The 13,195-nt window shown below is 68.9% G+C and carries 12 protein-coding genes; 5 read left to right on the top strand and 7 right to left on the bottom strand.

Translation table 11 applies throughout. The features are described from left to right. The first annotated feature begins 68 nt into the window (after nt 1-68). Nucleotides 69-656, top strand: coding sequence for a TetR/AcrR family transcriptional regulator (locus tag OG205_RS39685; RefSeq protein WP_330272952.1), 588 nt, complete (start codon nt 69-71; stop codon nt 654-656). On the opposite strand, the gene OG205_RS39680 is transcribed toward OG205_RS39685, so the two are convergent. The 4 genes from OG205_RS39680 to OG205_RS39665 form a co-directional block, all read right to left on the bottom strand. Further along, entirely contained in the window at nt 615-1,775 is a 1,161-nt protein-coding gene (locus tag OG205_RS39680; RefSeq protein ID WP_330272951.1) for a THUMP-like domain-containing protein, read from the bottom strand. The genes OG205_RS39685 and OG205_RS39680 overlap by 42 nt on opposite strands. A 1-nt stretch (nt 1,776) precedes the next feature. Continuing rightward, complete coding sequence (locus tag OG205_RS39675) at nt 1,777-2,733, bottom strand: class I SAM-dependent methyltransferase (protein ID WP_330272950.1); 957 nt, start codon at nt 2,731-2,733, stop codon at nt 1,777-1,779. Then, complete coding sequence (locus OG205_RS39670; protein WP_330272949.1) at nt 2,723-3,502, bottom strand: enoyl-CoA hydratase/isomerase family protein; 780 nt, start codon at nt 3,500-3,502, stop codon at nt 2,723-2,725. The genes OG205_RS39675 and OG205_RS39670 overlap by 11 nt, the downstream gene beginning before the upstream one ends. Nucleotides 3,503-3,675: 173 nt before the next feature. Beyond that, nucleotides 3,676-4,503 carry an ABC transporter ATP-binding protein gene (locus tag OG205_RS39665; RefSeq protein WP_330272948.1) on the bottom strand — a complete coding sequence of 276 codons (828 nt, stop codon included), beginning with the start codon at nt 4,501-4,503 and terminating at the stop codon, nt 3,676-3,678. A gap of 104 nt (nt 4,504-4,607) precedes the next feature. On the opposite strand from OG205_RS39665, the gene glgX reads away from it, so the two are divergent. The 4 genes from glgX to OG205_RS39645 all read left to right on the top strand — a co-directional run bounded on the left by glgX (nt 4,608) and on the right by OG205_RS39645 (nt 9,099). After that, nucleotides 4,608-6,722, top strand: coding sequence for a glycogen debranching protein GlgX (gene glgX, locus OG205_RS39660; protein ID WP_330272947.1), 2,115 nt, complete (start codon nt 4,608-4,610; stop codon nt 6,720-6,722). Between the two features lie 242 nt (nt 6,723-6,964). Next, on the top strand, nt 6,965-7,552 hold the full coding sequence (locus OG205_RS39655; protein ID WP_330272946.1) for a cysteine dioxygenase: 588 nt from the start codon (nt 6,965-6,967) through the stop codon (nt 7,550-7,552). Beyond that, nucleotides 7,549-7,938: a rhodanese-like domain-containing protein gene (locus tag OG205_RS39650; RefSeq protein ID WP_330272945.1), complete on the top strand. Its 390-nt coding sequence runs from the start codon at nt 7,549-7,551 to the stop codon at nt 7,936-7,938. The genes OG205_RS39655 and OG205_RS39650 overlap by 4 nt, the downstream gene beginning before the upstream one ends. Nucleotides 7,939-7,986: 48 nt before the next feature. Next, entirely contained in the window at nt 7,987-9,099 is a 1,113-nt protein-coding gene (locus tag OG205_RS39645) for a hypothetical protein (RefSeq protein WP_330272944.1), read from the top strand. A gap of 14 nt (nt 9,100-9,113) precedes the next feature. Here the strand turns inward: OG205_RS39645 and OG205_RS39640 are convergent, their stop codons facing one another. The 3 genes from OG205_RS39640 to glgP form a co-directional block, all read right to left on the bottom strand. Then, nucleotides 9,114-9,437: a hypothetical protein gene (locus OG205_RS39640; RefSeq protein ID WP_093592931.1), complete on the bottom strand. Its 324-nt coding sequence runs from the start codon at nt 9,435-9,437 to the stop codon at nt 9,114-9,116. Nucleotides 9,438-9,680: 243 nt separating this feature from the next. After that, nucleotides 9,681-10,229, bottom strand: a complete 549-nt coding sequence (locus OG205_RS39635) for a hypothetical protein (RefSeq protein ID WP_330272943.1) — start codon at nt 10,227-10,229, stop codon at nt 9,681-9,683. Between the two features lie 301 nt (nt 10,230-10,530). Then, on the bottom strand, nt 10,531-13,122 hold the full coding sequence (glgP, locus tag OG205_RS39630) for an alpha-glucan family phosphorylase (protein WP_330272942.1): 2,592 nt from the start codon (nt 13,120-13,122) through the stop codon (nt 10,531-10,533). Between the last annotated feature and the right edge of the window lie 73 nt (nt 13,123-13,195).

The raw sequence follows: 13,195 nt of genomic DNA, 5'->3' as shown, positions 1-13,195 counted from the left end.
GTGCTAGCGACAGGAGCGACGCTAACACTGCGAGCGCTCGGTTGTCTAGCAGTGCTAGATTCTGCGGGGTGAGCATCCAGAACCGGCGTGAGCGTGAGCGGGCCGAACGCCATCAGCTGATCATCGACGCCGCCCGGGACCTGGCCGAAGCGGACGGCTGGGACGCGGTCACCACGCGCAGGCTCGCCGAGAAGGTCGAGTACAGCCAGCCGGTGCTCTACAGCCACTTCAAGGGCAAGGACGCGATCGTGCGCGCCGTCGCGATCCAGGGGTGCGGTGAGCTGGCCCGGCTTTTGCGGAAAGCCCGTCCGTCGCGAGGAGAGTCACGGCTGCGGGCCGCGGCGGAGGCGTACCTCGAGTTCGCGCGGCGAAGGCCCGCGCTCTACGACGCGATGTTCGTGCAGCAGTCCGACATTCCGTGGGGCACGGACGAGGTGCCGCAGGAACTGCTCGACGCGTTCGGAGAACTGGTCGCCGCGGTCGAACCCGTTCGAGGCGAGCGAGACCTGGAAGCGTTGACTGAGGTCTTCTGGAGCTCACTGCACGGCATCGCGACCCTCATGCAGGGCAAGAGACTGCGACCGGTGCACGACGTGACCCGCCTCGACCTGCTGCTAGGTGCGCTCAGCCTCGGACAGCACGAAGACGGGCTTTGAGCCGATCCTGGTCAGCACGACCGTGGCCGACGCGGAACCGGAGAGCTTCAGCCGCTTGCGCAACGTGTTCGGGTCGACGTCCAGGCCGCGCACCAGGATCTCCAGCCGGCCGACCCCGCGCGTCTTCAGCAACGACTTGAGCGACTTCTCCGTGTAGTGCCCGTGTTCGAGCACACGGAACGCCCGGATGCCCGGCGGCGGCTTGTCCCCGCTCAGGTACGCGATGCGTTCGTCGAGCTGCCACAACCCGTGCCGGGCCGCGTAGTGCCGCACCAGGCCTGCGCGCACGACCGCACCGTCCGGATCGATGATCCACGCGCCGGGCGGGGCGACCGGGCAGTCGTCGGGTTCGGCGTCCGTCAGGGTCCACGAATCCGAGCCGTGCAGAACGGAAGCACGACGCGAAACCCCAGGCGTGGCAAGGCCTCTGGTCCACAGGCAGGCTTCCCGGACCGCGCCGTCCAGAGACACGACCTCGATCTCGGCGGCCCACGGCGCGACCGCGAAGTCGATGCCGGGAGCGCACTTCACCGCGAGATCAACGCCCGCGTACACCTCGGACAGCTCGTCCAGCGGCGGCACGAAGTCCGAGGGGTTCCACTTGCGACGCCCGGCGGAATCGCGGCGGGCCGGATCGGCGGTGACGGCACCGGCTCTCGACACCGGCCGCAGAGCGTCGGCCTGAACGACCAGCTGACCCGGAACGTTGTTGCGCGCCATGGCAAGCCGCACCGGATCGAGGTCCGAGCCGAGGCAACGGGACGCCACCGCGCTCAACGCGAAAAGATCCGCCCCCACCGAACACGTCACGTCGTGCACATCGCGACCAGCGAACCGCAGGGCGCGATGCCGAGCGACAGCGGAGGCCGTGGCCTGCTGAAGCGCGTCGTCGGTGAAGAGCCAGGAGCCGGCGGAGTCCAGTTTGGACGCCGCACGACGCCGCAGCAGCACGGTTTCCACGACCGGGGCGAACGACGGCCCGAGAAGCTTCCGAGCCACCTCGACGTCGCGCAACCGGGAAGCGTCGGAAAAAGGCAACGCGTCCACCTCGGCCAACGCGGCGGTTCCGGCGGCAGAGCGCAGGAACGCCACGTCGGCAGCGGTGAACGCGTAGCCCAACTCAGGAAGTCTTCTCGCCGGTGATCGACACGTTGTAGAACACCTCGCGCGGCAGCACCTTCGAGAGGACGTTCTGGTCGACCCACGAGAGGTTCTGCCAGGTGCGGTAGGCGAACATCGCCCATCCGAAGCCCAGCTTCTCGCGCGGCACGGCGGACTCGAACGTGCGCACCGGCCAGCCGAACAGAGCCGCGGACAACTCGTCGGTCGTCGCACGAACGGAAACAGCACCCGCACGGCGAGCCGTGGCCTCGAGCTGATCCGGGTCGAACGTGTGCAGGTCGACCACGGCTTCCAGGGCCGCGGCGCGGGAGGACTCGTCGAGCTCCTCCTGCGGACGGCGCCAATCGCCCAGCACCGGCACGGCCTTGGTGATGTTGGTGGTCAGCCACCACGTCGCCTGGCCGAGCTTGCGGGCGTAGAAGTTGCCGATGTTCGTCGGGTCGCCCGCGAACACGAACTTGCCGCCGGGCTTGAGCACCCGCAGCACCTCGCGCATCGCCGCCTCCACATCGGGGATGTGGTGCAGCACCGCGTGGCCGACGACGAGGTCGAACGTGTTGTCGTCGTACGGGATCCGCTCGGCGTCGGCGACCCTGCCGTCGACGTCGAGACCGAGGTGCTCGGCGTTGCGCAGCGCGACCTCGACCATGCCGGGCGACAGGTCGGTGACCGAGCCCTTCTTGATCACGTCGCCCTGCATGAGGTTCAGCAGGAAGAAGCCGGTGCCGCAGCCCAGTTCCAATGCGTGCTCGTACGGGCCGACGTCACCCGCGGCGGCGCGGAACCTGTCCGTCGCGTAGGTGATGCAGCGGTCGTCGTACGAGATCGACCACTTCTCGTCGTACGTGCCCGCTTCCCAGTCGTGGTAGAGCACCTGCGCGAGCTTGGTGTCCTTGTAGGCCGCCTCGACCTCTTCCGCGGTCGCGTGCGGGTTGGGTGCCGGGTCAGTTGCCACTGAACTTCGCCTTTCCAGGACCGTTCTCGATGAACGACTCCACGCCCGCCTTCTTGTCCTCCGTCGCGAACAGCGCCGCGAAGAGGTGGCTCTCGAGCTTCAGACCCGACTCCAGGTCGGTGTCGAGACCACCGTCGACGGCGGCCTTCGTCGCGGCCAGGGCCAGCACGGGCCCGCCGACGAACTGCTTGGCCCACCGGACGGCCGCGGCGTACACGTCGTCGGGTGCCACGACCTCGTCGACCATGCCGATCGCCAGCGCCTCCTGGGCACCGACGAACCGGCCGCTGTAGAGCAGGTCCTTGGTCTTCGACGGACCGATCAGCCGGGCGAGGCGCTGCGTGCCGCCACCGCCGGGGATCAGGCCGAGCAGGATCTCGGGCTGGCCGACCTTCGCGTTGTCGCCGGCGATGCGGCGGTCGCAGCCGAGCGCGACCTCGAAGCCGCCGCCCAGCGCGTACCCGGTGATCGCGGCGACCGTCGGCTTGGGCACCGAGGCCAGCGCGCCGAGAGCGTCCGACAGGCCCTTGGCCCGCAGCGTCATCTCGGCGTGGGAGATCTGCGCGAACTCCTTGACGTCCGCACCGGCCGCGAAGACCTTCTCGCCGCCGTAGACGATGACCGCGTAGACGTCCGAACGCTCCGAGGCCTCCTTCGCGGCGGCCTGGAGCTCGGTCTGCACCTGCCGGTTCAGGGCGTTCATAGGCGGCCGCTCCAGGCGGATCGTCCCGATCCCGTCCTGAACATCAAGCCGAACGAACTCAGCCACTGTGCCTCCTTTGCCGCTGCTCCGCAGACGGCGGCTCGTTCGCCCTTTGTCGGCCGTCCGGCCGCCGCTTCGGCCCGAATCGCCTTCGGCGGTTGACCCGAAGAGGCGACCGGACGACCGACGCGAACTCGCGACTCGGGCGCGCTGACGTCACGTTACCTAGCGGTAGCTTCTCAGACCTTTCGGCGAGCGAAGAACCGCTCCCCCGACTTTTGCAGTTCGAGGTCCTGACCGAACGTCTTCGAGAGGTTCTCCTCGGTCAGCACGTCGTCCAAGAGCCCCTGCGCCACGATCGAGCCCTCACGCAGCAGCAACGCGTGCGTGAAGCCGGGCGGGATCTCCTCGACGTGGTGCGTGACCAGCACCATCGCGGGCGCGTCCGGGTCGAGCGCCAGCTCGGAGAGCTTCGCGACCAGGTCCTCGCGGCCGCCCAGGTCGAGGCCCGCGGCGGGCTCGTCGAGCAGCAGCATCTCGGGGTCGGTCATCAACGCGCGGGCGATCAGCGTGCGCTTGCGCTCGCCCTCGCTCAGCGTGCCGTAGAGGCGGTCGGCGAGGTGTGCCATGCCGAGGGTGCCGAGCAGCTCGCGGGCGCGGTCCGTGTCCTGCTTGCCGTACTCCTCGCGCCAGCGGCCGAGCACCGCGTAGCCGGCGGAGACGACGAGGTCTACGACCGTCTCGTCGGGCGGGATGCGGCCGCCAAGCGCCGCGGAGCAGAGACCGATCCGGGGCTTGAGCTCCTGGACGTCCGTTTTGCCCAGACGTTCACCCAGGAGGTGGACCTTGCCCTTGGTCGGGTGCAGGTCGGCGCTGGAGAGCCGCAGCAGGGTCGTCTTGCCGGCTCCGTTCGGGCCGAGAACCACCCAGCGCTCGTCCAGCTCCACGCTCCAGTCGATGTTTCCGACCAGCGTGTTCTTCCCGCGGCGGACCGATACGCCCGCCATGTGCACGACCAGATCTGTCACGTCGACGTCCGCCACGGCTCCATTCTTCCGAACGGCCATGCACGGGTCCTCCATCGGGGTGTCCCTCGCACCGGGTGAGGCCGCTGGGCCGCCTGTGTGAACTCTCAAGTTTTTTGTCGGTGGCAGATGCCAAGATCGGAGGTATGGCTACGCGACCCGAGTCCGAGGTGCTGGCAGGCCGACCGTTCCCGCTGGGGGCACACGCCGAAGCAGGCGGTGTCCGGTTCGCGGTGACGTCCCACGTCGCCGACGCGGTCGAGGTCTGCCTGATCGGCGACGACGGAGCCGAGAAACGGGTCGAGCTGACCGAACGGACGTTCGGCGTCTGGCACGGGCTCGTGCCCGGCGTCACGCCTGGGCAGCGGTACGGGTTCCGGGTGCACGGGCCGTACGACGCGGGCCGCGGCCTGCGCTGCAACCCGGCGAAGCTGCTGGTCGACCCGTACGCGCGGCAGATCGAGGGCGGGGTCACCGACCTGAACGCCGTGCTCGGGTACGTGGGCGATCCGATGCACGGCCCGCCGTCCGCGGTCGACTCACTCGGCAGCGTGCCGCTGAGCGTCGTGAGCTCACCGGGCGGCGTGGACACGGGCGTGAAGCCCGAGGTGCCGTTCGAAGAGGCCGTCATCTACGAGATGCACGTCAAGGGCTTCACGAAGAACCACCCGGAGATCCCGGAGAAGCTGCGCGGCACGTACCTCGGCCTCGCGCACCCGGCGGCGATCGAGCACCTCACCCGGCTCGGCGTCACCACGGTCGAACTGCTGCCGGTGCAGACGTTCCAGGACGAGCCGTCGCTGCTGAGCAGGGGCGCGACGAACTACTGGGGCTACTCGCCGCTCGGCTACTGCGCACCGCACGCCGCGTACGCGAGCGAGCCGGGCCGCGAGATCCAGGAGTTCCGCACGATGGTCGCGGCACTGCACGCGGCGAACATCGAGGTGCTGATCGACGTCGTCTACAACCACACCTGCGAGGGCGGTCCGGACGGGCCCACGCTCTCGTTCCGCGGCTACGACGCGCCGGGGTACTACCTGCACGCCGGTGGCGGCAGCACGGTCGACATCACGGGCTGCGGCAACACGCTGGACGCCGGGTCGCCGCAGGTCGTGCGGCTGGTCACGGACTCGCTGCGGTACTGGGCGGACGAGATGGGCGTCGACGGGTTCCGGTTCGACCTCGCCTCGACCATGGGCCGTCCCGGCGGCGGGTTCTTCGACCGCGACAGCGCGCTGCTGACGGCCATCACGACGGACCCGGTGCTGTGCCGGTCCAAGCTGATCGCCGAGCCGTGGGACGCGACGGGCGACGGCTACCGGGTCGGCGACTTCGGGGTGCAGTGGGCCGAGTGGAACGGCCGTTATCGCGACACGGTCCGTGACTTCTGGCGCGGCCACACGTCCGTGCGCGATCTCGCGTACCGGCTCTCCGGGTCTTCAGATCTGTACGCGGACGACCTTCGCCGGCCTTGGCAGTCGATTAACTTCATCACCGCGCACGACGGGTTCACGTTGCGCGATCTGGTGTCGTACAACGACAAGCACAACGAGGACAACGGCGAAGAGAACCGCGACGGCACGAACGACAACCGTTCGTGGAACTGCGGCGCCGAGGGTGAGACGACCGATCCCGAGGTCCTGACGCTGCGGGCCAGGCAGGCGCGGAACCTGCTCGCGACGCTGCTGCTGTCGACCGGCACGCCGATGATGACCGCGGGCGACGAGATGTGGCGCACCCAGGGCGGCAACAACAACCCGTACTGCCTCGACAACCGGATCTCGTGGGTCGACTGGACGACGAGCGATGCGGGCGAGGCACTGCTGGGGTTCACGCAGCGGCTGATCGACCTGCGCGCGTCGTCGCCGGCGTTGCGGCAGCCCGAGTTCTTCGAGGGCCGCACGACGCCCAGCGGCAACCCGGACCTGGTGTGGTTCCGGCCGGACGGGCTGGAGATGGCCGAGACGGACTGGTTCGACGAGGGCCGCCGCACGCTCGGCATGTTCATCGACGGCTCGAACTGCCTCTCGCGCACACGGGACGGCGAGCTCGTGTCCGACGACTCGTGGCTGATGCTGATGCACGCCGGTGCGGACGAGATCAGCGTGACGCTGCCGCACGAGCGCTACGGGCCGGCGTACGAGCCGTACCTGGACACGACGACGGCGGACGGCTCCCCCGCCAATCCCGGTTCTTTCGGGCCGCGGGAGAAGGTGACGGTGGCGGCGCGCTCGTTGCTGCTGCTCCGGCTCCCGCGCTGAACTCCTTGCGGTGACTTGACTCTGTGGCAGAGGTTCTTCCGGCCAGTGGACGCTCTAGCCACATTCGGAGAACGTCTGGCACCATCACGCTCGTGGTCGTCTATTGCTGGACAGACCGCACGATCGACCTCGTGCTCGTCGCGTCGTGCGGGTGTAGCTCGACGCGACGCATGCGCTGACAGCGCCCTGCGTCGCGTCTTGATCGCTACCCCGTACCCGACGCGGCCTTCAGGAGCGAGTGCGTGACTTCGACCTATGCCGACCAAGATCAATTCGATCTCCACCCGACGCTGGACAGTCAGCTGCTGCGTGACGTGATCCACCCGTCCCGGTCGCTGTGGACGCCGCGCGAGCTGCGCGACCTGACCTCGTTCGTGGCGAGCGAGCTGACCACCGGGCTGCTCCAGATCCTCGACTACTCGACCGAACACCGCTGGTGGGCGCGGCTGGGGCTGACCGAGGGCGTCGAACTGTGGCTGCTGTCGTGGCTGCCCGGCCAGGGCACCGAACCGCACGACCACGGCGGCTCGGCGGGCTCGTTCACCGTGCTGACGGGCCAGTTGCAGGAGGACTACCGCTACCCCGCCGGGCCGATCCGGTCGGCGGTGCGGGGCACCGGGGACGCACTGGGCTTCGGGTCCGGGCGGGCGCACCAGGTGCTCAACCCGTTCGACGGCCCGGCCGCGACCGTGCACGCCTACTCGCCGCCGCTCGTGCCGACCCGCGAGTACGCGTCGCTGCTCGACATCCCCGACTCGATCCCGCCGCTGCCCGCGCAGCGCCTGCCGCTGGCAGAACTGCGTCAGCTGGCCGACCTGGAGGGCCCGTGAGCAACCTCGACACCATCCTCGAAGAGGCGCGGTCACACCTCAAGCGGCTGGAACCGCACGAGGTGCTCGCGCTGGAGGACGTGCTGGTCGTGGACATCCGGCCGGCCCACAACCGGCTGGCCGAGGGCGAGATCGAGAACTCCGTCGTGGTCGAGCGGATCGTGCTGGAGTGGCGGCTCGACCCGGACGGCGACTGGCGACTGCCGGACTTCACCGCCGACACGACCGTCGTCGTGGTGTGCAACGAGGGCTGGTCGTCGTCGCTGGCGGCGCGGGACCTGCAACGGGTCGGGCTGCCCAACGCGACGGACCTCGTCGGCGGGTACCGGGGCTGGCGCGCGGCCGGACTGCCGATCCGCGAGGGCGGGTCGCCGCCGGTGGTCTGACGAGGGGAACCGCTGTCACGCCGGTAACGTCTGGTGATCGTGACAGTTGTGCGCTGGATCGTGACGGCACTGGTGGTGGCCGGCACGGTCGTCTGGACCCTCCCGGAGTTCTACCTCGGCCTCGCCGGAGCACTGGTCGGCCTGCTCGTGGAACTGACCGCGGTCCAGGCGGGCCTGGCGCTCGGCGCCGTCCTCTTCGGACTCCGGATCACCCACGTGATCATCGGTCTCGGCGCCGAGGTCAAGTCGTGGACGTGGACGCACCAGCGGGTGGTGCTGCGCACCATCCCCGTGCTCGCCACGATCGGGATCACCGGTCTCAAGCCGGGTGTGCGCAGGCGGACCGTCCTGACCGGAGCGTTCGCGATCGTCTTCTGCGCGGCGCTCGCGGCGCTGACGTGGCTCGCGACCGGCAGCGCGTTCGGCAAGGGCATGGCCCTCGCCGCCACCGCCTGCTTCCTGCTGCAGCTCGTGCCGGTCGAGAAGGCCGGCCACACCAGCCTGGGCTGGTACGTGTTCTCGCTGCCGAAGATGACCGGACGGCCGCTCGGCGAGCTGGAGGCGCGGCCGGGCGTGGCCGCCGGCATGGACGCCTATCGCCGCGGTGACCTCGACGAGGCCGAGCGGATCTACGCCGGGCTGGTGCGGGAGCACCCCGAACTGCTCACCGTCGTCGGGCTCAAGATCGTGACGGCGTGCGCCCGCGAGCGGTACCTCGAAGCCCTGCAGACGGTGATCGGGCTGACCGGACGCGACGACCTGAGCACGCGCGACCTGGCGTTCGTCATGGCGACCACCGCCGGCGTCGCCGTGCTGGCGGTCGAGTCGGGGCAGTTCCCGCCTGAGGTCGGGTTGGAGACCGCGCGCAGCATGTTCGGCAACGCCTACGAGGCCGGATACCCGAAGCAGCGCGCGAACGGGACGCTGGCGATCATGGCTTTGATCGAGGGCGACACCAGGACGGCCCGGCAGCTCGCCGGCTACTCCGCCGAGTCGAGCGAGAACGCTGTGGGCCGCGCCGACGACCTGATCACCATCGCGCGGGCGTGGATGGCGGACGGCGACAACGCGAAGGCCCGCGAACTCGTGGCCGAAGCGCACGAGCTCGCGGGCTGGAGCCCGCGGGTGGCGGCGACCCGCGCCCGTCTGGAGATCAGCTAACGCAGGCGGTCGGTTCAGCCGGGGAAACCGGGCGAATTGTTGCCGTTCCCACCCGAGTTGCCCGCACCGACGTTGTTGCCGCCGCCACCGTTGCTGTTGCCGTTACCGCCGTTGTTGTTGTTTCCGACGTTGTTTCCGTTGCCTCCGATGTTGCCCGATCCGGTGACGTTGCCGTTGCCGGGAGTCCACGGGTTGTGCGACAGCGCGGTGATGGAGATCGGGCCCACCAGCTGCGTGTCCAGCACATCCCTGCTCTGGGTGGGAGCGGCCTGTGCGGTCGACGCGAACAGGCCCATGCCTGCGATTGCGACTCCGAGGACGATTGCTTTCTTGATCATCTGCGTTTGTTCCGTTCTGATTGCAGCGGATCGAGCAATTGCAGGTTAACCACAACTTCCGCTCAGAAACGAATCGGTAGCACCATTGTGTGCTTTACCGGAAAACGCTTGAACTGCGACAAATGGGTGACCGCGCAGCTCGACACGCATATTCCGCTACCAATGGAATGTCACGCTCCGCGCACACGAGAAGGGCCCGTCACCGAGACCGGTGACGGGCCCTTCTCACCCCGCGATTTCAGATCAGCTGTTCTCGACCGGCAGACCGGGGAGGCCGGGCAGTGAGGGCAGGCCGCCGGGAGGCGCCGGGAGGCCGCACTTGCTCAGCAGGTCGGTGACGGTCTTGAGCAACGTGGTCAGCAGGCCGGTGAGCTTGCCGACGTCAGGTAGCGCACCACCGGCGGCGCCGAGAACCGTGCCGCCGAGACCCGCGATGGTGGAGATCAGGTTCAGCACGACCGGCAGGCACTGGTCGACCGGGCCGGTGTACTCGGCCGTCTTCACCGGTATCGGCACGCCCGGCACGCTCACCGGGGGTGTCGGCAGACAGCCGGAGCTCTGCAACGCGGTCACGAGGCCGAGAAGGTCACCGATCAACGGTGTCACTGCGCCCACGTTGGGCAGGGGCAGGAGACTGCTGACGGTTTTCGTGAGTTTTGCGGCGAGGTCCGTGACGAGACCGGCGCAGGCGGCTGGGAGTTCTGGCGCGGCGGGCGACGCACTGGCAGCCGGGATGGTCGAGGCGGTGAACAGAGCTGCGACGAGCGAGAGTGCGGTAATCGTTTTCTTCACGGCTACCTTCTTCCTCAAATGCGCAATTCACTTGGAGCCGCACCGGAAATCCCTCAATGAATTCAGGAGCGGTTCATTCCATGCCATGGAGCGTAAGCCTGCACACGTGCCCCTACCAGCGGAGATCACGAATTCACCCACTCGAAAAAGGGGTCATTCGTTTGAGGGAAGCCCAAAGTCGGGCACACGCCTGAAGCTCGTCACGACCAGTGAACAGGCAACAAGGAAGACGAACACATCAGGGCATCCAGCCCGCCGTTTGAAGGCGAACTGGATGCCCTGTGTCGATCTCGTAAAGCGATCAACTAGCCAGAACGACCCTGCCAAGTTCCGCAGAGGTCGCCAGCAGGCCGTGCCGCGGCAGCACGCGCACGGTGTAGCCGAGCGCTCCAGCGTGCGGCAGCGGCACCTCGGCCTCGTAGTTGCCGTTGCCCGCGTAGTTCATCGGCGCGGACACGATGTCCTTCAACTCGTCGGAGTCGTGCGACACCTTGCCCAGCACGACCTGGACGTCCACTTCGGACGGTTCCAGCCCTGCCAGCTCGACGCGCGCCCGCACGATGACCGGCGACCCGAGCACCGGCACCGAGGAACCGCCGAGGACCAGGTCGCTGTCGAGCACCCGCACCCGCGTCCACGACGCGCGCAGCCGGTGCCGGTACGCGGAGAGCTCCTTGGCGCCCCGGTAGCCCTCACCGACGACGTTCTGCGCGGACGCGGCGGCCGGCGCGTAGTAGGTCTCCACGTACTCGCGGACCATGCGGGAGGCCTGCACGACCGGGCCGAGCGAGGCCAGCGTGTGCCGGACCATCGACATCCAGCGGGTCGGCACGCCGTCCTCGCCGCGGTCGTAGAACAGCGGCGCGACCTGCTGACCGAGCAGCTCGTACAGGGCGTTGGCCTCCAGGTCGTCCCGGCGGACCGGGTCGTTGACGCCGTCCGCCGTCGGGATGGCCCAGCCGTTCGAGCCGTCGTACAGCTCGTCCCACCATCCGTCCCGGATGGACAGGTTGAGGCCACCGTTCAACGCCGACTTCATGCCGGACGTGCCGCACGCTTCGAGGGGGCGCATCGGGTTGTTCAGCCACACGTCGCAGCCCCAGTACAGGTACCGGGCCATGGACATGTCGTAGTCCGGCAGGAACACGATCCGGTGCCGCACGCCCGCCTCGTCGGCGTAGCGCACGATCTGCTGGATCAGCGCCTTGCCGCCGTCGTCGGCCGGGTGCGACTTGCCCGCCACGACGAGCTGCACGGGCCGTTCGGGGTGCAGCAGCAGCGCACGCAGCCGCTCCGGGTCACGCAGCATCAGCGTGAGGCGCTTGTACGTCGGCACGCGCCGTGCGAAGCCCACGGTCAGCACGTTCGGGTCGAACACGCCGTCGGTCCAGCCCAGTTCCAGCGCCGACGCGCCGCGCTGCAGCCACGACTCGCGCACCCGGCGCCGCACCTCGTCGACCAGGCGGCCTCGCAGGGTGCTCCGCAGCTCCCACAGCCCCGCGTCGGTGACCGGCTCGAACGCGCCGATGCCGAACCCCATGCGGGTGTCCACTGTGTCTGACTCGGACGCTCCGAGCAGCTTGCTCATCTCGGCCGCCGCCCACGTCGGGCCGTGCACGCCGTTCGTCACCGAGCCGATCGGCACCTCGGTGCCGTCGAAGTTCGGCCAGAGGGCCCGGAACATGTCCCGGCTGACCTCACCGTGCAGTTTGGACACACCGTTCGCGCGCTGGGCGAGCCGCAGGCCCATGTGGGCCATGTTGAACATGCCGGGGTTGTCCTCGGCGCCGAGCGCGAGGATGCGCTGGGTGTTCACGCCCGGCACCAGGTTCTCGGCGCCGAAGTAGTGCTGGACCAGGTCGACGGGGAACCTGTCGATGCCGGCGGGCACGGGCGTGTGCGTCGTGAACACCGCACCGGCGCGCGAGGCCGTGAGTGCCTGGTCGAAATCGAGGCCGTCGTTGGTGATGTACTCGCGGATCCGTTCGAGGCCGAGGAACCCGGCGTGTCCCTCGTTCGTGTGGAACACCTCGGGCTGCGCGTGCCCGGTGAGCTCGCAGAAGGTCCTGACCGCCCTGACCCCGCCGATGCCCGCGAGGATCTCCTGGCGGATGCGGTGGTTCTGGTCGCCGCCGTAGAGCCGGTCGGTGACGCCGCGCAGGTCCTCGTCGTTCTGCTCCACGTCCGAGTCGAGCAGCAGCAACGGGATGCGCCCGACCTGCGCCTTCCAGATCTTGGCGCGCAGCATCCGGTCGCCCGGCATCGCCACGTGCACCAGCAACGGCAGCCCGGACGGCTCGGTCAGCAGCTCCAGCGGCAGCCCGCGGGGGTCGAGCACCGGGTAGTGCTCGATCTGCCAGCCGTCGAGCGACAGCGACTGCCGGAAGTAGCCGGACCGGTAGAGCAGACCCACGGCGATGAGCGGAACGCCCAGGTCGGAGGCCGCCTTGAGGTGGTCGCCGGCGAGGATGCCGAGACCACCCGAGTAGTTCGGCAGCGCCTCGTGCACGCCGAACTCCATCGAGAAGTACGCGACGCTCGTGGGCAGCGGTGTGTCCGGCGCCCCGTGCTCACGTCGCTGGGTGATCTCCTCCTGCCTGCGCTGGTACCAGCGCGGCCCTCCGACATAACGCTCCAGGTCGGAGGCGAGCGCGTGGAGCTTGAGCAGGAACTGCTCATCTCTCGCGAGTGACTCCAGCTTCCCCGCGTCGACGACGGAGAGCAGGCGCAGCGGATCGCCACCCACCTCGGACCAGACGCGCGGGTCGATCGAGGCGAAGAGGTCCTGCGTGGGCGGATGCCACGTCCAGCGCAGGTTGGTGGCGAGCGTGCTGAGCGCGGACAAGGGCTCCGGCAGGCTGGCTCGGACGGTGAACCGGCGAAGTGCTCGCATGACGAGCGAACTTACCTGCCACCCCTGAGTGCCTGACAACGTTCCCGGTCAGACCTGCAACGACTTGCAGAAC

Source organism: Lentzea sp. NBC_00516, from assembly GCF_036346835.1.
Lineage (GTDB): Bacteria > Actinomycetota > Actinomycetes > Mycobacteriales > Pseudonocardiaceae > Lentzea > Lentzea sokolovensis.
Note: the sequence above shows the minus strand (reverse complement) of the source record. Positions and strands in the feature narration are given on the sequence as shown.

What these genes read in the sequence shown, in the direction of transcription:
- OG205_RS39640 (WP_093592931.1), bottom strand. Translation starts at nt 9,437, where the DNA reads ATGATCAAGAAAGCAATCGTCCTCGGAGTCGCAATCGCAGGCATGGGC.
- glgX (WP_330272947.1), top strand. Translation starts at nt 4,608, where the DNA reads ATGGCTACGCGACCCGAGTCCGAGGTGCTGGCAGGCCGACCGTTCCCG.
- glgP (WP_330272942.1), bottom strand. Translation starts at nt 13,122, where the DNA reads ATGCGAGCACTTCGCCGGTTCACCGTCCGAGCCAGCCTGCCGGAGCCC.
- OG205_RS39665 (WP_330272948.1), bottom strand. Translation starts at nt 4,503, where the DNA reads ATGGCCGTTCGGAAGAATGGAGCCGTGGCGGACGTCGACGTGACAGAT.